Origin of the sequence: Methanosarcina sp. 2.H.T.1A.6 (assembly GCF_000979455.1) — an archaeon.
Taxonomy (GTDB): domain Archaea; phylum Halobacteriota; class Methanosarcinia; order Methanosarcinales; family Methanosarcinaceae; genus Methanosarcina.
Genome location: NZ_JJOY01000048.1, coordinates 73,071 through 96,623 on the forward strand (window position 1 = coordinate 73,071; position 23,553 = coordinate 96,623).

A 23,553-nucleotide genomic window follows, 5' to 3' on the forward strand; every position below is an offset into this window, starting at 1 on the left:
TCAAAACAGCCCCATTTTTTACTCTATTTTAAGTGATCTATATCTTTTTTTAGCTGTATTCATTTCTCTTTTTAGCCGGATGTATTAAGATATTGCTTCAGATATATATATCTCTGCTTATATATTTCGGTCACGAAAGTTTGTTTTATTCTTTTCCTTTCAGCCTGTTACTGTGTTTTTCGGAACGCCGACCCCTACAAAAACAAGTTTTGTTTCCAGAGGTGCATCTGTCCAGCCGCTGGGCGCCAGGTGCTTCCTGCTGACATCTATCTTTATGTCCTCTTTTTCAAGCCCTGCACTGATCATGTAATCCATGACAAGCTGTCTCCCCAGCTTTTCTGCATATTCCAGAGCTTCGCCGTATATTTCAAATTTCTTCCTTTCTGAAGGGGAAAATACAATAAACTCGTTTTTCTTTTCTTGCCGAAGAGCACTTTCTATAATTTCACTCTCCGGAGCTATGCCGTATTCCTCATCATCTTCAGGTTTTTCTTCCCCTGACCTGGAAACAAGTCTTGTTTTTATGAGAATCTCTACCCTTTTGATTCCTTTCCCAACAAGGGCGCCAACTGCATTGCCAACATCAGCGTGTTCGGGAACTATGAACCCGGCATTAATCAGTCTACTCAGTTCTTTCACATATGCCCATGCAGGCCCTCCTAGAAGGACCACAGGAATTTCTATTCTAAACCGCGTAAAGTTTTTTCCCATAAGTACTCTGTCAATCTCGGATCTGGGCATTCCTTCTATCAGATATGCGATAAGGTCTTCGGCAATGTTGTGCGCAACCCTGCGCTTTACTTCAGCACTGAAAGCCTCCGGGCTTAGCTTCAGTGGCCTCCCGAGTATGTAAGCCCCGATCCTTGCAGCTTCCACATCCCATTCGGTATATTCCCCAAGGACATGCAGGGCATCGGTGGGTGTAAAACCTATAGCCTGAATCAGCCTTTTCTGTATCAGTGAATCGAGCATTGAAGGCGAGGGGCGTTTTTTCAGTGCTATTAGCAGATCTCCGAAGGAAACAGGCTCTTTTCCGATATGCCTGTATATCTCACGTTCTCCTGCTTTCAGCTCAATAGGCCTGAAATCCGTACGAACAAAAAATTTCGTTACCTGGATGTTTTCACAGAGATAACCTTTTGCTACTCTGTTATGCTTAAGTTTCTCCCTGAATTCGGGATATATCTCAGAAGCCCTGCAGAGAGGAATAACCCGGCGGGGGCCTAAGTTGATCCGGTCGCCCTTAAGCCATATATGGCTGTCTCCTCCGGTTGCTGAGGTCTCCATACGGATAGCTTTTACGCGGGTCTGCCAGCCTCCGACTATCGCACCTGTGCTGCTGAGTTGTGGGAGCCCGTTCTGCATCATGGCTACGTCCGTACTCGTGCCCCCAACATCAATAACAGCGCATGTGTCAAGCCTGCTGAGGTGAGAGGCCCCCACAAGGCTCGCGGCAGGCCCTGAAAAGATAGTTTCAATGGGTTTTTCCAGAGCCTCTTCGATTCCAACTACTGACCCGTCGCATTTTAGCATCAGCATGTTTGCGCTGATCCCGCGGCTTTCAAATTCTTTGATTATTGACTGGATAAACTTATGGGTAATCGGGATTAGCTGAGCATTCAGAAAAGCAGTTATGGCCCTTTCATAGGCCCCAAGGTCCTGGGACAGCTCATGGCCGCAAACAACCGGGTGCCCGGTAAGTTCCTTTACAGCTTTTTTGACGGCAAGCTCGTGTTCGGGGTTTCGGTTGCTGAAGTACGAAGAAACCGCAAAAGCAGAAACTTTATTCTGTACTTTGAGGGCGAATTCTTCTACTGAATCAAGGTCCAGGGCTTTTAGTTCTTCTCCATCGATGTTATGCCCGCCTGAGACTGCTACCCAGTAGTCTGTTGGAAGTTTCTCCGGGATCACATAGTCTCCGATCATGATCAGTCCTACCGGAAATCCGGTGTTTTCCAGAATCGTATTTGTGGACAGGGTGGTGGAGACGGATACGAGCTTTATGTCTTTAAGATAGCCGGGGTCCAGTCTGTCGATTGCATTTTTCATTCCCGGCAGAGGGTCGGGGTAGGTCGTCAGAGCTTTGCTCGCCTCAACTACTTCTCCATCAGAATCCCTTATGATAACGGCATCAGTATAGGTGCCCCCTGCATCGATTCCAAGACTGAAGTGCATTTTCTTACTTACCTCTTTTGTGAATTGGATAACGGCTTCTTCAGGCGTTTCGGAAAGTTATTAGTTTCTAGTAATGTTTCTGTTAAGATACTATTAAACAACCTGGCCAGTTTTCGGGCTCTGGCTCATGGTCAGATTCCGGCTGGTTAAAGCTTGTTATTATTATTTTAATCTGAATAGTTGTTAAACATGTAGTAGCTACATGGATATCTGATTTCAGAACTTCTTATCTTTTTCTGGAAAAAACAATTTCTCTCAAGGGCAGGTTCTGCTTTTATAAGGGTATATATGCCCTACCCATAGGCTGTTTTCAGTCTCGTTTCCACCAGGTCTGCAATCTCTTTAACTTCCTGAATATTCAGAGAGCTATTTACAGTAATACAAGCATTAATTGCTATCCCGTTTCCTATCCTCCTTGTTTTAAGCTCGCCAGAATCCAGTACTCCTTCGGTTCTGTTTATTATCTCCCTGATCTTCCGATTGTTTTCTTCATCAAGGGAAGCTTCTATGAGTTCGTTGGCAGTACCGTAGAGGAGCTTGCTCGAGGTTCCGAGAAGGTAAAGGCTTAAAAGAACTGCAATAAGAGAATCAGCTATAGCCCAATTTTTTCCGGGGAGAAACGTGCATCCTATGCCCAGAGTAACAATACATGAAAAAAATAGACTTCTGATGTGAGTTTTTCTGGTATAAGAGTCAATTTCTGAGGAAATACCCTCAGTTTGCTTTCCGGCTCTCCTATTTAAAAAATGAATAATTTCTTTTGATACAAGGGTAAAAGCAGCTGCGTAGAGTGCAAACATTTCAGGGGTTTCTGTCCCTCTTCCCTGTATAAACATAAGTAGCTCTCCTGAAGCTAGAGTTAATGATTGTACTCCAGCAAAAAGAAGCACACATGCTCCTGCTCCCGTAAAGAGGGTCGTAATTTTCCCATATCCATAATTATGGTTCCAGTCTTCGGGTTTGCTGGTGATAAAATGGTCCAGAAGTTTTACGGATTCGCCGATTAACTCTGAAAAGGAACGGATTGCATCCGCAAGAAGTGCTGTGCTGTTTCCCAACAGTCCTGCAATCAATTTAACAAAAGTTAGTACGAGACTAAAAAAAAGCCCTGTATATGATCTGTTCCGGAGGTTATTCAAATTTTTGTCCGCTTTCATCCGAAATTCTCCTTAATGATTGTTTTAATCCTCCTTTATAAAGCGGGCCCATTTGACCAGGTTGAAAAGAGATTGCTTTATTATTGAAATAATTTTAAAAATTTATAAGACCTCGAAGGCCTACATTTTCCCTGCCGCGGTACATAACGCAGCATTTTCAGCCACTAAAATCCATATATCTCGGAGAGGGTGAGTATATTGAAAACACAGATTTATAACCTGTGTCTTCAAGGGTTGAGAACTTTTTCGAGCTTTAGGTCCTGTTTTTGCCCTGTCGTTTTTGTGGGTTTTGTAGGCCGTCGAGGTTGGTGTAGGTATTCCTCAGATACCTTTTTTTTACTGAGGGTTTTATGCTATCATTACTTTATCTTCAGAGTGGAGCAACTGTCTTTCCATGAACTTCATTCATTACCATGGCAAGAGCCGTATACAGAGATCCAAGACCCATAATAAGTCCAACGTATCCAGCCACTACAAGCAGCCCGGTACTTCCGGTTGCGTTTACAACGGCAAGCAGCATAAATAGTATAAATAATGTCACAAATACAAACTGAAGGGCTCTGACTCCGATCTTCATTGTAATGATCAACATAACAAAGGTGTACACACCCCAGATGAAGAGATATGCGGCCATAGCGACTCCAGAAGAGGCTTCCGCCCAGCCCATTGCAGGCATTACAAGCAGTCCGGCCAGTGAGAACCAGAAAAGGCCGAATGCCGAAAATGCAGTTCCTGCAAAAATATCTCCTTTCTTCCAGGACATGATTCCTGCAAACACCTGGGCAAATCCTCCCAGGAATATTGCCATGGAGACAATCATTGACTCCACAGGGTATACGCCGATGTAGCTCAGACTCAACAGGACTGCAGCGAGACCCAGGCCGGTAAAGCCGAGAGGAGCGGCATTTGCAGTTTTGTCGATTATTATGGTAGAAGTTCCTACGTTTTCGCTCATGATCATTCCCCTGAAGCCATTTTTAAAAAAAATTAAAAAAAGAAGTTTGGGGCTTAGAGCCCGTAGTTTTCAGGTCTGAAAACTGCAACTTCCTGTTTGTATTTAGTCAGGCTTTCACTCATGAACTTGTCAGCATCATCGGTAAGGGCTACAAGGTCGGCTTTAACCTTTGCAAGAGCATTGGTTTCGAACCTTGTAAGTCTGAGCTTGCCGGAGTTGATGCCTTCTTCTACAATGTTACAGCACTCAATTGCAGCATTCTTGGAACGGAGGTAGTTGTTGTTTCCGTCCTTTGCAATTGCCTGGCCTACCTTGTAGGCGTTGTCATAGGCGAGGACATATCCCTGTGGGTCTCTGTACTTGTCAGAGAGTGTGAGGATGTCCCTGAGGTCCTTTCCTTTTCCGAGTTTCAGAGCGGTGTTCATCATGGAACAGTCGTATGCAAGAGTCTCGGACCAGCACTGAACTGTGGTACCGCCGAATTCACCGTGGTATTCAACGGATTCGTTGGACCAGAGGTCACAGCACTGCATGGTCAGGTTACCCATTACGTCAGAGTGGGCGCAGGTGGAAGTCTTACCTTCCTGAGCAATTGGTACACCAGATATGGATTTTATGATGGTGTTTTCGTATCCGCAGTCCTTCCCGGGGCCAGTTGCGCCTGCTTCATATGCACAGAGGGACCTTGATGCAGATATTGCCCTTGCAACGATTGCAGTTGTGTGGGCAAGGTTCTTGTCAAGCAGGCCGCCTGCGATGAACATTGCAGTGTTTGCCTGGGCACAGTCTGTGTCACCGGCTGCAACTACTCCGTTCTTCTTTGCAATGTCTGCAATGTCGGACCAGATCATTTCCATGTCCATGCTGCCGAGCACACCGATACCGAAGAGGATACCTGCAGTGTCGTTCCTGAGGATAGAGTAGTCGAATACTTCCTTACCACCCATGCTCTCTACGGAAAGCATGTCAGCACCGTTCTGGGCACACTGTTCAAAGGCTTCCATAAAGGTTGTGTACTTGTCTCCTCTGAGCTGGAGATAGTCACGGTCTTCACGGATGTCCCCGATTGTGTGGCGGAGTGCGCACTTTATGCCGTATTCATCGTGGTATTCTTCCATGATGGTCTTCTGGGCATGTGCAACAGCGCCTCCCCAGTCGGGGTTGTTGGACATCTGCTCGACGTGTTCGGTTTCGAGTACGATTGAAGGTGCACCGATCTGGACCATTCTTGCCATTGCGTCGGTGGTAATCCTTTCGTATTCTTTAATGAGTTTGTCTTTAGATTTGCCTGCCTGAGGTCTCGGGGCATAGTTCAGTTCAGGAGTTGTGTATCCAGCACCGATCTCGAGGCCAAGGCCTGCCTTTACGGGGTATTTTGAGTTCCCGAAAAGCATGTCATCTGCTTTAGCGTAAGCCATTGAAGTGTATTTCTTTACCATTTTGCTCCCTCCCTTAGTGCTTGTGGAATTCTGCTCTTAACTTCTCTATGTCGTTCCCACTGGCAAGGATTGCATCAGCAATCTTCACAGCGTCTGAAGCTTCTTCACCATAAACTCCGAGGTCATATTGTGCAACGAAGTCCTGGTTCACAGCACCGCCACCACATGCAAAGGGCAGTTTTAATCCCTTCTCAAGGAGCTTGTCATTGATTTCCTTGAATGCATACATGGTGGTTGTCATGAGAGCAGTACCTGTAAGCAGTATTGGTTTATCTTTTACAACAGCTTCAATGACTTCGTCAACAGGGACATCTCTGCCCAGGTCAGTTACGTCATAGCCGGCTGCTCTCAGGAGGGCAGCAACAATGTTCTTTCCGATGTCGTGCACGTCACCTTCTGCAACATGGCAGACAACCGTGCCCTTGGGCTCGGGTACTTCGGTGGTCTGGGATTTGCAGAATTCAATACCATTCAGCATGGCATCGGCAGACATCATAACATTGGGGAGGAAAATGATACCATCGTCGTAGAGCTTGGATACAACACCCATGCCTATCATCAGAGCATCATTGATAAGGTCGATTGGCTTCTTGCCTGCAGCGATTGCGGCTTTGAGTCCGTCAACCACGTCTTCTTCTTCTCCCTCATAGATTGATTTTGCAATCGGATAGATGAGTTCATCCTTCGGGTAAAGCTCTTCTGCTGCTTCGTCAGGAGTCATTTCCTTTTCGAGGGCGACGTTGTAGCGTACTAATATGCCATCGATGTCTTCCAGTTTCAAATCCAACATATTTTAACCTCCATTTCATAATGAAGAGATCTCAGATTGCTCAGATCTTCGATCCTGCAAGTTACATCTTCCTGAACTTTCGGGTATTTCTTCCGAAATACTTTCTGAAACAATGTAAATGAATTCGAAAACCTCCAGATCGAATTCTTTCCATTGTGGGGGTATGGATAACCTCTTGATGGTGTACTGGTTGCACAAATGTGCTGAATTACAGGTCAATTTTCCTGTTTTTCAGGCTTCTCAGGAATGTTACTGATTTCCCGGAATTCCGGATTTCCAGTTCCCATTTTCCTGTGCCAGTAGACCGTTTTTCCCAGTTTACTTATGAAAGGTGTACTCCCTTTACTATTCGGGAATTCACTTGCAATTTAAAGTTAGATTTCCTCGCATATACCTTCATCTATGCTAATTTTTGCGCAGCTATAATTTTATAGTTGTCACTCCAATTTTCTCCGCAAATGATTTTATAAAAAAGAATTGTTTTTTTGTTTCCATTGATTTGATCAATGGTATCAAAATTTATAGAGCAATTATCCTCTTTTCAGGGATATCTCTTATTGCGGATATTGAAGATACACAGGCTTTTATTTGAGCTATGAAAGTTAATCAAGTGGATTTGTTTTTTCTGGAATATTTAATCAGGCAAAATAAGGTCCACCTGGATTTTATCTTGAACGCATGCAAGTATAGTTTACATGCTCAATTGTTTTTCTTCATTTTTCCAGATATTTTATTTTTCTTCCTAATATATAACTGGATTTTCAAAGTTCAGGTCTTTAAATTGTTCCTGAGTCTGGTTAAATCCTATTTTTTGCCTTTTTTCCGCCGTTTTTTAAAATATGGGCGAACTTTTCCCTGGTAAGTTATTGCATCTCTGTTTTTAATTTCTTCTTATGCTAACTTCCAAATATTTTCGGTAAATTTATTGCTCTCCAGAAGCCAGGTTTTTCCGGACGGCTGAAAGAGTACTTTACCTCTCTATATAAGGGGTTTCTTTCGGGTAAGGATCGAGGACAATTCGATCCTATATAAAGTTGTTGTATGTCCGGTCAAGGCTTCCCTTGACCTGAAACGTATTTCCGTCAGAGGTTATTCTGCTTAAAGGGGCTTATTGTGGCCTGGTGGTGTCCGTGGTCTCTTTTTTCCATCTTTATATATGAAAGTTGTCTGTTTTCCAGTTGCCCGGTTACTGCCACATCCACGGCTTTAACCAGTTCTTCCCTGGGTACGGACGTTATTGCCGAAAGTACTTTTATCCTTGACCTGGGATTTCCTTCTTTTTTAAGCACTTCTATTGCAGGGTTTTCATGCGCTGAGGTTACACTTCCCTTTACAAAGTTTCCGTTGTGGGTAAAGGAAAGCTTTATGTGCCCTACGAATTCGGGGTTCAGCTCTTTTGCTCTGTTTCTTATATTCTCCAGGATCTGCTCGGAAACAGAGACCGCGGTTTCAAGGGGAATTTCCTGTGAAGTGATTTCAAATTCGGAGGAATATGCCGAAACTCCGGACATCTCGACTGAGTTTTTCGCTTCAGGAACTATTTTTTCCTGGCTGTCTCCTCCAAGCAGGTCCAGCAGTTTGTCAAAGTTTTCTCCTCCTTGCCTGGCTGAGAAATGAACCATCCTTGATTTCGGGTTCAGTTTGCGCAGGAGTCTGCAGACCTCAAGAAGCTTCTCAGGTCCGATGAGATCAACTTTGTTGATGCCAAGGATCTCTGCGTCTTCGATCTGGTTTTTCATGAAATTGGGGATGTCTTCCGGGTCGGAGCCCAGACGGCTGGCATCTACGAGGTTCGCTATGGGAGCGAAGGTTATCCCCGGCAGATCCATGCTTTCTATATTGCTTTTGAGCTGTCTCGGAAAGGCTATCCCTGTAGGCTCTATTATTATAGTATCCGGACTGTAGGAAGTTCTAAGGCTTTTTATGGTGTGCTCCATACTGATTCTAAGAGTACAGCAAACGCATCCGCTTGTAATTTCTCTGGTTTCCACTCCACCTTCCGAGATCGTGTCCCCGTCTATCCCTATCTCTCCGATCTCGTTGACGATAATTGCTGTTCGCTGCCCCTGTGCTCCAAGGTATTCGATAAGTTTTCTTATTGTAGTAGTCTTGCCGCTTCCAAGGAAGCCGCCGATTATCATGCACTTCATAAAACCTCAGCAGGAAACCCGGAGTCTTTAGTTCAGGGAAAGAATGCGTCAACTTCTACATCCTGCTCTATTGAATTAGTTTTTTATCAATGTAATGAGGGCGAGTAAATCACCCTCCCTCTCGTTTACTAATTTTCTTAAAGCTTATTGTGCATGATCGGAAGACTGCTCCCTTCCTGCCATGATGATTCAGGAATGGGGGCACACCGATCTTACTGGTCTCAGATTTTAAAGTCTTTTCTCTTAAACCCTTTAAATGGCAAAAAGGGCCTGAAAAGTACCTTTTTCCTGATTCTTACGGTACTCTTTTACTTGCCATGAGGCTTGAAGTTGGGAGTACCGAACCATATTTTCTGATTTTTGGCTGACATTTGACCGGAGAATGGCAAAACCAGGTCTCAGCCGCCTTTTTTGGATTTTTTTTTTGATATAGGTTTTTTCCGGGAGGCACATCTAAAATGGCAAATCCGTGTCTTCCGGAAAGACATTGAAGGTCTAACTTCCTTCTTGGGTATGATAACAATGCCACGGAGAGAGGGTGAGGCATTGCAATCAGTGTGATATCATCTCTTCGGGACGATTTCATCAATTCTTAGTACGTTTCTTGCTGTTTCTGTACCTGCGATAATGGCTAGTTTCTTGACCGTTGCCGAATCGTATACTTTCGGCCCCTTATCAGTTACCTTTCGTGAGAGGTCTATCCTTGCCTCTACCCCTCTTGAATATGAATTCCTCATCTGCGCCATTGCATCAATTGCATTCATTCCCATATTTCTGGCAAGAATCGTGGGAATTTTTTCGAGGGCTTCTGCATACGCCTGGATTGCAAGCTGTTTCTTTCCGGTCTGTGTTGCCGCAAACAGCCTGATCATGTGCGCCAGTTCAAACTCTATTGCCCCTCCTCCATTCACGATTTCCCTGTTTTTCATAAGGAATGCCGCATTATTCAGGGCATCGTCTATCGCTTCTTCGACCTTGTCAAGCCCATATTTGACAGGTTCCCAGATCAGGATGGTGGCTATTGCCTTCTCTTTCACGGCGATGAAAACAAAGTTTTCTCCGTTCCTTCTTTCAACCTTTATGCTGTCTGCCGTTCCCAGGTCGTAAGGGAGAATCTCATCCTGAAATACTTTCAGGGTTGTGCCTGTTGCTTCTGCAAGTTTATCGAGGTCTTTCGCTTTCAGTTTCTTGAAAGCCAGCATATCATTGTCCCGGAGCAGAGTTTCGATATAAGGGTCGATATCTCCCTCACAGAAAAGGACGTTTGCTCCCGAATCAATGATCTTTTGGGCAATTTCCCTGCACATCTCCTTCTTTCTCTCCTCATACAGGAGCGCCGTCTGTACCGAGTCCATTTTCAGGTTGTGCTGAGGGTTTAAGTATCCGCTTTTAATCTTGAGGTCATAATTTATGATCAGGACGGCAGGGTTCTGGAAACTTTTCGGCATATCTTCCCTTGCCGGGTTTTCATCCATGATCAGACCTTCTATTGCAACGATTTCCGGTCCGCCTTTCTTTTTGAGGATTTTGACGTTCCTGTTAAGGTCAATTCTTCCGTCCTGTTTTTCGCTCAAATGTCTTACAACTTTCAGGACAACTTCAGTTATTGCCTCTGCCTGATACCTTTCGACTCCTTTTCCCGTTGCAGAGCACATAATTGTTGTGCGTACGTCTTCTTCTCCAGCCTGCTTTATGCTGTACTGGAGCATTTCATACGCTTTTTGAAGGGCAAGCTCATACCCCTCTATAACTGTTGTAGGGTGTATCCCTGCTCTTATAAGCTGGATTGCGTTTTTTATAAGGTTGCTTGCAAAAATAACAGCTGTCTTTGTGCCGTCTCCGCAGGCTTTGTCCATTGATTCGGCAAGCTTTTTGAGTGTAGTTACTATCGGGTGGAGTACATCCATTTCCTTTAAAATTACCTTCCCGTCGCTAGTAACAAAAATGTCCCCTACAGGGTTTACTATTATCTTGTTCATGCCTTTCGGCCCGAGAGATGAACCCAGCAGCTCATCAATTTCTATGGCTGCTCTTTCGAGCTGGTCTACCAGCTCATTTTCTTTTACCGGTTCGTCAATGAGGATCTTGTCTTTTATAGTCCGGGCCAGTTTTGCCATTCCATCCTGGCTTTCCAGGTCAGGTGTTTTTAATTCGCTTGCCATGTTTTTCCCATTTGCTGCGGTTGACATTCATAAAGCATTATTAATATTAGTATTAATATTAATTCTACTACTAATACTAATTGTGAATTTTTGATGATTCGGAGAGCCTTCCTGTGTATTCGAGGTAGATATCAGGATCTTCCATTGTAAGGTCCACTTCTGCGGGCAGATCGGAACATCTGGAGTCCGCGTATATATCTGTATATTCTATCGATCCCGGGGCTAAGCTCGATTCATAGTTCACAGGACTTATTTCAATAACTGAGTAACGGAAGAGGAACTTCTGAGATGAATGGTTCAACTCCAGCTTATAGGATGCAGGGTGTACAGGACTAGAATAAAACCTTTTTTCCTCATTTCCGGGTACTTTCTGATATCCCATCCGGTTTCACCTCTTTTATCAGAATAGTTGAAAAGGTTCTCTGCCATCTTCTGCGGAAATTTTTACGTTTTTCGGCCCAAATGTGTTTTTATTCGTTTTTTATTCTCGTTTTTTTCCTTCCCAATGCTTTTTCTACCGTTTTTAGTTCGCTTGCACTTTTTGAGGCAAAGGGTGCAGGAAATAGTGAGAACCCGAATTTTTTATTGTGATTTAATAAAAAGAGGATGGGCCGGAAGCCCATCCCGTACCTGGCAAGCCCATGTTTTCCTTTTTTTCAGGAAATGGCTTCAGTGGGTTTATCCCATGATTTTCTTGTAGAGTTCCGGACCCTTCTCTGCCACGGTGTATGTCTGGGCAGTGATGGAGTCACAGGGTGCTCCTGGTGGTACTTCACAGCCGGTTGAAATCATGTACTTGGACTGCAGGCCGTTCTCCTTGAGGGTGTTCAGGACGCTCTCCTGAAGGGCAACGGTGTTTGCTTTCATGGATGCGAGGCCTTCTGGGCTGTTGTCCAGGAAGACGATCGGGCTGACTTCTCCGCCGAACATGGTTTTCTTGCCGTGGGTGCTGATCAGGTACTTGTGGTCCTTGGAACCCTTGTTGACTTCATCAGGGTAGAAGGTGTAGCTGTAGTACTCCGTGTTCCACTTGTCGATGAGGTCCCAGTGTGGGGCATCGGAACAGTTGTGGATAACAACTGGCTTGTTGTACTTCTTGTACAGCGGAGCGATCCTGTTCTGCATGACCTTGCCTTCGGACTTCATGTATTCGTCAGCGCCGAGAATGACGTTGTTGGTCCAGAGGGTAACCATACAGAGGTTGTCCGGCTGAGCTTCCTCGAACATGCCCTTCATGATTTCTTCTACGTAGGTTGTGGTCTTGTCAAGGGCCTTGAGGACAACATCAGGGTTGGTTCTTAGGTCGGAAAGGATGCGGGTTGCTCCCATGATCTGGGTCAGAGCGACCATTGGGCCTTCGATCAGGGCAGTCATGGGTGCGCCGAGGGCATGTGCCTTCTCTGTTGCAATCTTGTTGCCCTGGATAAGGTTGTATGCACGGGTGCCTTCCTTAAGTTCGGGGATTTCAAGCTTCTCGTAGTCTTCGAGGTGGCCGATTGCTGCAGGGGTATCTTCCTCAGGATACCTGATTGTTGCACCGAAGTCTGCTGCGTCGACACAGAGGTCGGTCAGGCCGACGAAGGTGTCCATGTTGAAGTACTTTATACCTGCTTCGACACAGTCTGCGTACTTTTCGGCACTTGTTGAGTAGTCCTTGTAAGAGCAGGGCACGAACTTTCTGGATACACCGCAGGCGAGAGGTGCTACAGGGAGCCTGTCGACCTTCTTGTCCTGGAAGGCAGAGCCAAATCTCTCTGCTTTGGTCATGGTTTCCGTGAACTTCGGGACCACTGAGTCGAATTCGGCTTTGACTTTTTCAGCGGTTATGAGCCCTACATCGATCTTTTCCTTGCCGCCTTTCTGTGCGAGGGATTCCTTGTACTTCATCTTGCTTGCTGCAATTGAGGAATCGCTCCATAAATCGACAGGAAGCTCGCTTACAAGAGAGGAAAGAGTCTCAACTGCCGCGCTTGCATCAAGGGCTGTGCCGTCTGCACCAATGCTGTCTGCAAAGGTCTTGGAAACAGGTGCACCGCCTACCATGACAACGAGGGAGTCTCTTATGCCTCCTTCCTGGAGCTGCTCGATAACGGTTTCCATGCCACCCATTGTTGTGGTCATCAGAGTGCTCATTGAGATTGCAGTTGCCTTGTTTTCCTTTGCTGCTTCTGCGAACTTGTCAAGGGGCACGTCACAGCCGAGGTCAATCATGTTGAAGCCAGCTGCGGTCATCATGGTCTTGACAAGGTTCTTGCCAATATCGTGTACGTCTCCTTCAACGGTACCGATAATGACATTTCTGGGGACTGAGGTTCCGTCTAATTTAATATAAGGGGTAAGGATGTCCATTCCGGCATACATTGCATCTGCTGCGAGCAGAAGGCTGGGGACAAAGGCTTCTCCCTTCTCGTACATATCACTGATGATCTTCATGCCTTTTGCAAGACCGTCAACGATTGCTTCATATGCGTCGAGGTCTTCATCAAGGACTTTCTGTGCAAATTCTTCTGCAAGTTCGTCGTCGCCTTCAACGACAGCATCAGCTAAAGCGTTCAGAATATCTTCTTTTGCCATTGAAAAATCTCCTTTTTTTTAGTGACGGACCCAGACAGCCAGTTTTCGTCCTGCTTTTCCGGATCTCTATCTACTTTTACTTAGATCCTTAACGGGTTCCACAGCCCGTCAATTCCCTAAATCCAATAATATACTCCTTAATTCACAACATGGCCATTTTTCCTGAAAATCAGAATCTTCCGGCCGCGGTACAGGCTGGAATTTCGCCTGAATTTAGTCCAGGTTATTCCTTCATTTCAGGTTTAAATGGTCACTATTGACAGATTAACTCAATGGTATATAGCTTAACCGACAGTGCTTTTCAGTCATGTGTCAATTTTTTCTCTCCCGGTAAAATATAGTTTTCCTCATATTTTGTATGGGCCTGATTTTTATCGGGCTTCTTATTTCAGGGGCCGGGGAAATTTGTTGTATCTTTATCTTTTAAGTTCACAGCCTTTTTGCAAACATGAGATTTTTACCGGGGGATGGAAAATTCCTTCCCCTTGAATAATAAAAGCCATTGAATATTATGGGAGCACATAAAAATGAGGGGTATTGAAAATTTGAGGGTAATTGTCGGGAAAATACAGGTTGAAAGATCACAGATGCCGTCCCGCCGGCTGGTCCGCCCTATTGAGCCCATGGCATTTATATTATTCGGTGTGAAAACAGATATTTTGTTTCTCAGTTATGCTGAAAACATTAGAATATCTCTGACGTTTGCTTTATATCTTTTGATTTTTTGCTGATTCTGATAATTTAAATATAATATCTGTAGTTTGTGTTATGCTGATCAGAATCATACTTTAAATATAATGCTCGTAATATAATTGGTATGATTTTTATCTAAAGAGATTTTCCATTTTTAGATTAAAATTTTATATTGAAGATATGTTGATAACCACTCCTTTAATGCAGAGGTGTATACAACAAGAGCTAAAGTTTCAAAACGCTTTATTATACGGGCAATAATAATCCCGGTAAAGTACTGGATTTATCCAGTAATGCTCTTGGCTAAATGTTGAAACTATCCTTCCCGGAGGATTGAGGTGGGTTTATGGGCAAAGCTCCGGAAAACGGTAGTCCGACTTAACATAACAGATGATGGTTGGAAGCGGATAAATATGAGTTCCCTTATAGACTTGATTTTCTTCTCTGAAAAACGAAAAAATCTCCTTGTACAGTTAGCTAATGGGCCGATGTATATTGATGAGATCAAGGACACCCTTAATGTAAAGGCATGTGCGGTAATGCCGCAGATTAAAAAACTGAAAGATATGGATATCATTGTGCAGAAAGGAAATGCCTATGAACTCTCGGACATCGGAGAAGTTATAGTTGAAAAGATGCTCCCCCTTACTTCTCTTCTTGATGTTTTTGACGGGAACAAGGATTACTGGTCAAAACACGACAGGTCTCCGATCCCTAAGCACCTGATTAAGAAGATGGATATGTTGGGAAAATGTACTCTGGACGAGCCTGATCTGGACCATCTCTTTGAATTTCCGAGGCATTTGCGGGACAAACTTTACAGTTCAAAAACCCTCAAGTCATTCTACTCTTATTTCTGTCCTGACTGCCCTTCGATACAGGCAAGCTGTGCAGAGAAAGGGGCCGAAGTGCACCTGATCCTCGATGAAAAGGTCTATAACAGGCTGAAAAATGACTTTGAGGAAGAATATAATACCTGCCTGGAAAATAAGGTGTCTCTTTACATCTATTCTGGAAAATTAAGACCATCTTCTTTTATGGTTGCAGACACTTTTATGATGCTGAAGCTCTTTGGAAAAGATGGAGAATTCGACCACAGGAAGATCATGAGTTTTACCCCAAGTGCTCTGGAATGGGGCAATGAACTTGCTCAGTATTATATAGACCACTCAGAGAAAATCAATTAAAAAGCATTACTGTCTGTCGGCCAGAATCATTCCGGGCAATTATTTACGGCAGCCAGACCGGAACTTTCTGAAAAAAATATTTTTGAAAATGGCGGAGCGGGAACACTTTTAATCTGACTCGCCCTTTTCTTTCTTCTTATTTTTCCTACCTTTTTTTCTTTTTATTCTTTCCTGCCTTTAATACTCACGATTCTTTGCACATGTCCATGCTCGTGATGTACATGTCCACTCTTCTGGCCGTGTTCTGGATCATGTCCATGTCTGGCTTTATGCACGTCTATTCCCCTTTTCTCAAAGGTTTCCTGTACCGAGCTGTTCACAGCATCTTTTAGAGCTTCCTTCTTAACATTTGAGACTGCGGAGAGGATCTTTAATGTCGGGACAGCTCCTTCTTTTGATTTGATGATCTCTTCCTGGGGCTCTTCGTAATAGATAGTAACGCTCTGTTTCACGGTTTCAGATCCATTGTCCAGGAAGAGTTTGATATGCCCTACAAATTCGGGGTTTAGATCCAGAACCTTTTCTTTTATTGTGTTCATTAATTCTGTAGTGAATTCCCTTGCTGTTTCCGTGCTCAGGCTTTCTCCTTCCTTTATTGCAAATTCTGCAGCATAGCTTCCAACTCCGGAGGCTTCGACGGAATCTTCGGTTTCCTGAGACCCAGAAAAGTTGGACTTTTCTTCTGTGGTGGTTACCTGAGCTTTTTCCGGAACTTCTTTTATGTCAGGGAGAACTACCTGCATGAAACTTTCAAATCTTTCCCCGGTATCCTTTCCTGAAAGCAGAACCACCCTGGCTTTAGGGTTCAGCTGCTGGACTGAAGCTTCCAGAATGGGGATTCTGATAGGTTCGATCAGATCTACCTTGTTTATTCCCAGAATCTCGGCATCTATAATCTGCCTCATGGCAAATTCTTTTACCTCTTTCATCAGATGCTTGAAGCGGCTGCCATCGATCAGGGTCACAAGGGGCGCGATTTTTACCTCATCTCCAAGATTCATAAGCTCTACTTCGTTCCTGATAATGTGCGGGAAAGCAATTCCGGTGGGCTCGATCATCAGGATATCGGGTTTGTATTCATTTGCGAGGAGGGTGATTGTTGTCCTCAGCCCTACTTTCAGAGAGCAGCAGATGCAGCCGCTTGTGATCTCCTTGGTATCGAATCCGAACCTTTTGATCACGTCCCCGTCAATCCCTATTTCCCCTATCTCATTCACGATGATGGCAACTTTTTTTCCTTTTTCTGCCAGGTATTTACCCATATTGATAATAGTGGTTGTCTTCCCGCTTCCCAGGAAACCACCCACAACAATGACATCCACTTTCTTTCCTCCGTTTTCTGCCGCTTTCTGCTTATTTCCCTTTTCTTTCCTGTCATTCTAGAATGAATTGTAAACCCCCAGACCTCTGCTCCGGAGATATAAGCGTCAATTTTTCTATTCTCAAAGTATATTGTTTTATCTCTAAATCGGGGGTGATCAAAATCTTTTTTGTGTCTCTCAATCCGTTTTTGGCATCTATTCCCTCCGGGTTTATCCTGGCTTTCATAGTAAAAAAGTCAAAAATTAAAAGAGACATAATAAAGTCAAAAATCAAAAGCAACTGAACAAACTTCGTGGGTACAAACAAAAAATAACTCTAGTTTTGAAGGTAAATATTTACGAGAAAGAAGGGAGAAAGCTCCTCTGCTTTAGCTAGGAGTAGTTCACTCACTCGACATCTTCTGACCACGGAAAATGAAGCAGTAAGCCCGCAAACTTTAGTTCACGGGCATTCTACTTTATTTCAGTTTTAATAAGTTTTTCTTACCTTCTTTTTTCCTTCTCAGTTGCCTGCAACAGTCAGGTTTTCCCATTTGAACCTGTCATCCGGGCAGGCATGCAGGCAGCGCTGGCAGTTTGCTCCGTCACAGAGGTCGGTCCTTATTTTTACAGTCCCGTTGTCTTCCATCCTGAGAGCTCCGTTGGGGCATACTTTTGCACACTGTTTGCAACCTGTGCAGTTTTCGATGACCATGGTAAGGTAGGTCCCGACTTTTTCAAGCACTTCAAGTCCTTCTTCTCCGAGTTCAGGAATATCTCTTTCAACCTGGCGGTCGATTTTAAGGTTCGTTGAAGGCTCGCTGATCATGGGGAGACTTTTCTTTTTCAGGAACTTCTGTAGCATCTTGAATGCCATACCCTCGTTCCAGTAGGCAAGTTCAAGCATATATGCTTCCTTAAAGGCCTCGGAGGTTGCGAACATCACATGCGTGCCCAGGATTTCCTTTGCAATTGCCTGCAGTTCCCGGAGCCTGTCTTCAGAAAGCAGGATTTCCCGGGCAACAGTCAGGGAAGTGTTCCCTATCTGGGAGACATAATTTGCGTTGTAAGGGATCATTCCTACCTGGTGGGCTTTTGCGGCATCCATGTAAGTCCCGGCAGCTCCTGACATGTGAGCTATCTTGAGGTCTTCCATCCCAATGCCTGCAGCTGCACAGAGGGTAATGTGCCCTGCCCTGAGTGCCCCTATGGCTCTTCCGGCCGCTATAAGGTCTTTATCCGTAAACTTGATCCCATCCTGAAGGTGAATGATGCCCTCAGGAGTCTTAATTTTTGGCAGAACTATTAGTTTGTTCCTTATCCCGGCTTCGATAAGGGCAATAACTCCTGTCCCTGTAATGCCTTTTGCAGTGACCTCACCCTTTTCCACAACATCCCCTGTCTTCGGGTTTACGAGGTCTCCCATGGCTGTTTTCATATCCCTGTCGAGCACGTAACAGCGCAGGTTTTCTCCTTCAAATTCGACATCGCAGATGGTATGCGGGGATGCAATGGACCCGCATTCGATTTCCTGACCTTCGAGAGCTGGACCGGCAGCAGCCGATCCGGTGTAAATAATCCCGTTTGATTTCAGGGCCATTTCGGCGTTTGTCCCGTAGTCCGTAGCGATCGCAATCTCATCACTCTCGATCATGCCTGCCTTTACTATAAGGGCAAGTGCATCGGCTCCAACCTCGTGTTTTATGGAGGGGGGCACAAACAGTTTGCAGTTCTTAAACTCCTCAAATCCCTCGATTTCGGTCAGAGGTATGATTCGAGCGTCTCTGTTTTGTTCCTCAATATGATACTTCTGTTTCTTACGCTCGCCTGCGTATGCCAGGTCTTCAATGGGAATTTCCTGAAAGATAGAGAGCTGGATAGGGTTTCCGCAGATTGATAACTTCTCCATCTCTTCAGGTTTTACTCCGAGTTCCGTAATTATATTTTTTACTGCTGTTGCCGAGAGCCCATGGGCTTTGTCAAGCCCGTAATGGATTGCAAAGTCAAGGTGGTCCATTACGTTTGCTCCCGGCAGGGGGTTCCGGAGAGTTATCACGGTTTTCTTAATCTTGCTGTTTTCCAGGTCAATTTTCTGGGCCCTGAATCCGCTGGTTCCCAGGTCAATTGCAACTCCTGTTTTCATATCTTAACCTCCTCCAAAAAAGTTTAAGACTTACTCAACTAATTATCTCAGCATTTGTTATTTTTAATAAATTTCAATAAGTTTTATGGCGAATAAGCTGTTCCGGTAAGTTTTGCTGAATCACTTGCCTGGATCTAGCTTCCTAAAATAACAGCCTGTTAGGGACCCGGTTCCGGATCTCCTCATTCCTGAGGTCCCTTCCTGGAAAAGTAAAAAAAATATGAATCGGGACAGAAAATCCCGAAGTTCTAATTGTTTTAGAGCTCCGGGATTTGCCCCTAAAAAATAAAGAAAGTTTGTGCCTTTTCAGGCGTAGTATTCGTCTCTTGCTGCGACCATGGCTTTGATGTTCTCGAGAGGGGTCATGGGTGCAATTCCACAGCCTGGTGCGAGTACATCGATACCGTCTGCAAGAGCCTGCTTGGCTTCGGCGTTGATCTTGTCAACAGGTCCGGGCAGCAGGGTGAACGGACTGGAGATGTTTCCTACTAACCTTGCTCTGGTTCCGATGATTTCCTTTGCCTTCTTTACGCTGCCGATTTTTTCTTCAACGCTGAGGCCTTCAAATCCGCAGTCTGCCATATAGTCGAGAACTGCGTTCACGTTTCCACAGATGTGAAGGATGGTTACGGAGTTCACATTGGCGGAGAACTTCTGCAGCCTTGGCTGGAGATACTGCTTGAAGGAGTCAGGGCTCATGAGGTCAGGGGAAGCGACAGGGTCTGCAATGGCAATAACGTCTGCACCTGCTTCGACCATTGCGTTTGCATAGATGATTGAGGCTTCAGTTGCGAGGTCCAGGGCCTGTTCGAAGAGTTCAGGTTTTTTGATGGACCATTTCATGAAGGATTTTACACTTATAAGGTCGGAAGCGACTGTGATAGGGCCTTCCATACCGCCAACGATTGGCACATCAGGACCTACTTTTTCCCTGACGATCTTGATTGCTTCAAGTACTGCTGGAATTCTGCCTCTCTGAAGGAGGTCTGCAGGGATTGTTGCGCCTTCAATTTCTTTGGGGTAGGGGTGACCGGTGACGGAGGGCTGCCTGTTCTTGGTACCCATATTGATCTCACAGCCCATGGCCTCGACCAGGACGGTAAGGCAGTAGGGAACCCTTACAGCTTCAAGTCCGCTGAGCTCGTGGTTGGCGAGTGCCAGCTTTGCCATAAGTTCAGGGCTGGTGTGGGATTCAGGCCAGGGGGCTCCGACTTCATCCATAAGTTCTACAATCCCCGTCTGGGTCACGGAACAAACTGGTGTTTTGTCAACGGGCTTGCCTTCAAGGGCAGCTAAAAGTCTTGTTTTAAGTGTGAATTCGCTCATATCGGTCATACCTTTTTTACTTCTATTCTTATACATATATTTTTATTCCAATTTAATTGTCTACTTGACAATATTATATAGACCTTTTCAATCCAAAATGTTTCACACTCTGGACAAGAGTATCCAGAGTTCAAAATCTATTAAAAAACTGTAGTTCTATACTGATGAATGGAGCCAGCTAGTGCCTTATGAATCAGCTTTTTTGTCTCGCCTGAGCAGGAGTGAGAATCATGGCAGTAAAAACAATTCTCTAGCTTCTCAATTGAGTTAGGATACGAATATTTTTTAGTTACCAAATTATAAAAGCTAATTGCCGAGAATTTTTTTTGGCCGTTTTTTAAATAAATCATGTAATTAATTTTAACTCTATTATCCAGGTTCTTCATTTCTTCCAATCTTTTTCCATCCTCTATTTTCTACTATCCGGTTCTGTAATCGGTAAAATCTCTATTAAATACCAGCCTCGGATAATTGATTATTCTGGATTTTTGAAGTAATTCGGCAGATTCGTAACGTTAAGTTTCTTATTCTTGCGTCACATTGAACTATAGGGGATTGGATGGAAAAGGAATTGGCTGGAAATACAAATAGGGTATGCTCTCCGCGGGGCGATGAACATCTTATTTCTCTTCCGGAATTTCTAAAAAGGTTCGAAACGGACGAAAACGGGCTCAATGAACAGGAAGCTACACGAAGGCTTCAGGAATGCGGACCAAATATCCTCGAAGAAGCCGGAAAGGAAAGCATACTTAAGAGATACGTCCGTCAGTTCCGTAATTTTTTCGCTGTCCTGCTGACCGTAGGAGCGATTCTATCTTTTCTTGGCGAGTACCTTGATCCCGGGCAGGGAAATATCTATATAGGGGTTGCTCTTTTCGCAGTCGTTCTCCTTAACGGGACTTTCACGTTTGTGCAGGAGTATCAGGCTGCAAAGACAATGGAAAGTTTCCGGCAGCTTCTACCTCCTCATGCAAAGGTCTTCAGGGATGGAAAAGTAAGGGATGTCCTGGCTTCGGAACTTGTGGCAGGGGATGTTGTCCTTATTGAAGAGGGGGATAAGGTTCCTGCCGATGGGCGTCTGATTGAAACCAATTCCCTGAAAGTGGACAATTCAACCCTGACCGGGGAATCAGAGCCGCAGTTGCGTTCTCTTGAATGCACTAATTCGAATCTGCTGGAATGCCGGAATATGGTTTTTTCCGGAACTCTCGTACAGAGCGGGAACGGTAAAGCCGTTGTTTTCGGTACTGGACAGGATACCCAGATCGGAAGCCTCGCAACGCTTACAGAGCAGACATTATCCGTGGACACCCCTATCCGAAAAGAACTCAACCATTTCATAAAGATTATTTCAGCAATTGCGATTTTCCTTGGAATTACCTTTTTCCTGCTCGCATTCTTTCTCCAGAATATTTTTCTCGCAAGCCTTATCTTTGCCATAGGAATCATTGTTGCCAATGTTCCTGAAGGGCTTTTGCCCACAGTTACGCTTGCCCTCAGCCTTGCTTCCCGAAGAATGGCCTCCCGGAATGCCCTTATAAAACAGCTTGAGTCTGTGGAAACCCTGGGCTCGACTACTGTGATTTGCACGGACAAAACCGGGACCCTTACTCAGAACAGGATGGCAGTAAATTCTCTTATCGTAGGGTTTGAAACTCTGGAGCCTAAAAAACCTTCCCTTTCTCAAGAAGGCTCTGCAGGGCAGGATGCAGAAGATGGTACAAAAAAAGGTCTTGCGGAGAAAGGTACTTACTCAGGCGCAAAAGGAGTTCCTGTTACAGGAAATCCCGTATGGAATCCGGAAAAGATTCCTCCGGTTTTTATAAGGGTTGCAGGGCTCTGCAATAACGCGAAACTTTACGACTCGCCTCCCGGATACACTGGCGACCCGACAGAAGGTGCGCTTCTTGTTTTTGCGAACAGTTTCGTAGATGTAAAAGAACTCCAGCAAGAGTATCCGAGGCTGGAGGAGTTTCCTTTCGATTCCCTTACCCGACGCATGGAAGTTGTCTGCCGCACTCCCGAAGGCAAACTTGAGGTATACCTTAAAGGCGCTCCGGAAGTGGTTGTGGAAATGTGCGGGTCAGTTATGGAGTCCGGAGAAATCCGAAAACTGGATGATGCCAGGCAAAAAGAGCTTCTGGAAAGGCACCTGAGGCTGGCAGAAAAAGGAGAAAGGATAATTGCCCTTGCGTTCAGGCAGGCAGAAGCACAGAACGAGTATACCGGAGATTTTATTTTTCTGGGTTTCATCGGGATTGTAGACCCACCGCGCCCTGAAGCCAGAGAAGCTATTGCGAAATGTCATGCTGCCGGGATCAAGGTTGTCATGATCACAGGTGACCACCCGGTTACCGCAGAGTCAATTGCCAGGGATGTAGGACTTGCGGTATCCGGAAAACCTGAGATTATTACCGGAGACGAGCTGAAATCCCTCTCCCGTACAGAGCTTGCTTCCCGGCTTAAAAACCCGAGTATTGTTTTTGCCCGAACCTCTCCTGTACAGAAGTTGAAAATTGTACAGCTCTTCCAGGCAGAAGGAGAGATCGTGACCATGACCGGCGATGGGGTAAACGATGCTCCTGCTATCAAGAATGCCGATATGGGGGTCGCTATGGGCAGCGGCACGGATGTGGCTCGCGAAGCCGCAGACATGGTGCTTCTGGACGACAATTTTGCTACGATAGTAAATGCTGTAGAAGAGGGCAGAACCGTCTTTGATAACATAAAAAAGTTTATTGTTTACATCCTTACAAGCAATATCCCCGAGATCCTGCCCTTCATAGCTTTTGTTCTCCTTTCTATTCCCCTTCCTATGACTGTCCAGCTTATCCTGGCAATCGACCTGGGGACTGATATCCTTCCTGCCATTACTCTGGGGGTGGAAAAAGGAGAGGGAGATATTATGAAGAGGCCTCCCAGACCAAGGAATGAAAAGTTATTAACTCCCCAGGTGCTTTTGACATCCTATGGAGTAAAAGGGCCTATAGAGGCTGCTGCAGGTTTCTTCTGTTATTTTGCCGTACTTTTTGATGGGGGCTGGAGTTTCGGTGAGCAGCTTGCAAACACTAATCCCCTTTATATGCAGGCAATAACCGCTTTCTTCTCCGCCGTGATCATTTGCCAGATCGCTAATGTGTTTGCTTCAAGAACCCGGTTTCAGTCTGTCTTCTCAATGGGACTGTTCAGCAACCGCCCGGTTCTCCTGGGAATTGCAAGCGAACTCCTGATTCTTGCCCTCATTATCTGGAATCCATTTGCTAACCTTATCTTCAACACCGCTCCAATTGATCTCAGGTACATGTTACTCGCCGTTCCTTTTGCGGTTTTCCTCCTGGGGATCGATGAACTGAGGAAATATCTCCTGAGAACTAATGTGAACTGGGCAGCTAGATTCTTTAAATGGTGATCCGGTCACTTCCGAGGATAAATTACTCTGGACTCAAAATGGCTAGAAGGGTATTTTTAAAGGCAGGCTGGAAGAGAAAGCTGACATGCCGG

Annotated in this window: 14 protein-coding genes; 2 read left to right on the forward strand and 12 right to left on the reverse strand. The window is 45.0% G+C overall.

The features are described 5' to 3' along the window. Positions 1-159: 159 nt before the first annotated feature. From EO98_RS14170 to EO98_RS14215, 9 genes are all read right to left on the reverse strand, one after another. On the reverse strand, positions 160-2,175 hold the full coding sequence (locus tag EO98_RS14170; protein ID WP_048137820.1) for a hydantoinase/oxoprolinase family protein: 2,016 nt from the start codon (positions 2,173-2,175) through the stop codon (positions 160-162). Between the two features lie 293 nt (positions 2,176-2,468). Beyond that, complete coding sequence (locus EO98_RS14175) at positions 2,469-3,332, reverse strand: cation diffusion facilitator family transporter (RefSeq protein ID WP_235284796.1); 864 nt, start codon at positions 3,330-3,332, stop codon at positions 2,469-2,471. Positions 3,333-3,702: 370 nt separating this feature from the next. Beyond that, positions 3,703-4,287 carry an acetate uptake transporter gene (locus tag EO98_RS14180; RefSeq protein ID WP_048137822.1) on the reverse strand — a complete coding sequence of 195 codons (585 nt, stop codon included), beginning with the start codon at positions 4,285-4,287 and terminating at the stop codon, positions 3,703-3,705. Positions 4,288-4,340: 53 nt separating this feature from the next. Next, positions 4,341-5,726 (reverse strand): methanol--corrinoid protein co-methyltransferase MtaB, encoded by a 1,386-nt coding sequence (gene mtaB / locus EO98_RS14185; RefSeq protein ID WP_048137824.1) that lies wholly within the window; start codon positions 5,724-5,726, stop codon positions 4,341-4,343. Between the two features lie 13 nt (positions 5,727-5,739). Beyond that, a complete protein-coding gene (mtaC, locus tag EO98_RS14190) occupies positions 5,740-6,516 on the reverse strand; it encodes a methanol--corrinoid protein MtaC (protein WP_048137826.1) in 777 nt (258 codons plus the stop codon). Between the two features lie 1,082 nt (positions 6,517-7,598). Further along, complete coding sequence (locus EO98_RS14195) at positions 7,599-8,666, reverse strand: GTP-binding protein (RefSeq protein WP_048137828.1); 1,068 nt, start codon at positions 8,664-8,666, stop codon at positions 7,599-7,601. A 563-nt stretch (positions 8,667-9,229) separates the two neighbouring features. Then, positions 9,230-10,855, reverse strand: a complete 1,626-nt coding sequence (locus EO98_RS14205) for a TCP-1/cpn60 chaperonin family protein (protein ID WP_235283461.1) — start codon at positions 10,853-10,855, stop codon at positions 9,230-9,232. Positions 10,856-10,904: 49 nt separating this feature from the next. Then, entirely contained in the window at positions 10,905-11,210 is a 306-nt protein-coding gene (locus EO98_RS14210; RefSeq protein ID WP_048137834.1) for a hypothetical protein, read from the reverse strand. A 296-nt stretch (positions 11,211-11,506) separates the two neighbouring features. Beyond that, the gene (locus EO98_RS14215; protein ID WP_048137836.1) at positions 11,507-13,402 is read right to left on the reverse strand and encodes a uroporphyrinogen decarboxylase family protein; all 1,896 of its coding nucleotides are present in this window, start codon (positions 13,400-13,402) and stop codon (positions 11,507-11,509) included. Between the two features lie 1,031 nt (positions 13,403-14,433). Here EO98_RS14215 and EO98_RS14225 point away from each other — a divergent pair. Next, positions 14,434-15,282: a winged helix-turn-helix domain-containing protein gene (locus EO98_RS14225; RefSeq protein ID WP_235283462.1), complete on the forward strand. Its 849-nt coding sequence runs from the start codon at positions 14,434-14,436 to the stop codon at positions 15,280-15,282. 161 nt (positions 15,283-15,443) lie between these two features. Here the strand turns inward: EO98_RS14225 and EO98_RS14230 are convergent, their stop codons facing one another. From EO98_RS14230 to mtaA, 3 genes are all read right to left on the reverse strand, one after another. Next, positions 15,444-16,604 carry a GTP-binding protein gene (locus EO98_RS14230; RefSeq protein WP_048137840.1) on the reverse strand — a complete coding sequence of 387 codons (1,161 nt, stop codon included), beginning with the start codon at positions 16,602-16,604 and terminating at the stop codon, positions 15,444-15,446. Positions 16,605-17,106: 502 nt separating this feature from the next. Then, positions 17,107-18,726 (reverse strand): methylamine methyltransferase corrinoid protein reductive activase, encoded by a 1,620-nt coding sequence (locus tag EO98_RS14240; protein WP_048137844.1) that lies wholly within the window; start codon positions 18,724-18,726, stop codon positions 17,107-17,109. Positions 18,727-19,032: 306 nt separating this feature from the next. Continuing rightward, positions 19,033-20,052: a methylcobamide:CoM methyltransferase MtaA gene (gene mtaA, locus EO98_RS14245; RefSeq protein ID WP_200895258.1), complete on the reverse strand. Its 1,020-nt coding sequence runs from the start codon at positions 20,050-20,052 to the stop codon at positions 19,033-19,035. Between the two features lie 559 nt (positions 20,053-20,611). Between mtaA and EO98_RS14250 the strand changes: the two genes are divergently transcribed. Beyond that, on the forward strand, positions 20,612-23,461 hold the full coding sequence (locus tag EO98_RS14250) for a cation-transporting P-type ATPase (protein WP_048137848.1): 2,850 nt from the start codon (positions 20,612-20,614) through the stop codon (positions 23,459-23,461). The last annotated feature ends 92 nt before the right edge of the window (positions 23,462-23,553 follow it).

Excerpts from the sequence above, each read along its gene's own strand:
- EO98_RS14170 (WP_048137820.1), bottom strand. The coding sequence starts at position 2,175 with ATGCACTTCAGTCTTGGAATCGATGCAGGGGGCACCTATACTGATGCC.
- EO98_RS14175 (WP_235284796.1), bottom strand. The coding sequence starts at position 3,332 with ATGAAAGCGGACAAAAATTTGAATAACCTCCGGAACAGATCATATACA.
- EO98_RS14180 (WP_048137822.1), bottom strand. The coding sequence starts at position 4,287 with ATGAGCGAAAACGTAGGAACTTCTACCATAATAATCGACAAAACTGCA.
- mtaB (WP_048137824.1), bottom strand. The coding sequence starts at position 5,726 with ATGGTAAAGAAATACACTTCAATGGCTTACGCTAAAGCAGATGACATG.
- mtaC (WP_048137826.1), bottom strand. The coding sequence starts at position 6,516 with ATGTTGGATTTGAAACTGGAAGACATCGATGGCATATTAGTACGCTAC.
- EO98_RS14195 (WP_048137828.1), bottom strand. The coding sequence starts at position 8,666 with ATGAAGTGCATGATAATCGGCGGCTTCCTTGGAAGCGGCAAGACTACT.
- EO98_RS14205 (WP_235283461.1), bottom strand. The coding sequence starts at position 10,855 with ATGTCAACCGCAGCAAATGGGAAAAACATGGCAAGCGAATTAAAAACA.
- EO98_RS14210 (WP_048137834.1), bottom strand. The coding sequence starts at position 11,210 with ATGGGATATCAGAAAGTACCCGGAAATGAGGAAAAAAGGTTTTATTCT.
- EO98_RS14215 (WP_048137836.1), bottom strand. The coding sequence starts at position 13,402 with ATGGCAAAAGAAGATATTCTGAACGCTTTAGCTGATGCTGTCGTTGAA.
- EO98_RS14240 (WP_048137844.1), bottom strand. The coding sequence starts at position 18,726 with ATGAAAACAGGAGTTGCAATTGACCTGGGAACCAGCGGATTCAGGGCC.
- mtaA (WP_200895258.1), bottom strand. The coding sequence starts at position 20,052 with ATGAGCGAATTCACACTTAAAACAAGACTTTTAGCTGCCCTTGAAGGC.
- EO98_RS14250 (WP_048137848.1), top strand. The coding sequence starts at position 20,612 with ATGGAAAAGGAATTGGCTGGAAATACAAATAGGGTATGCTCTCCGCGG.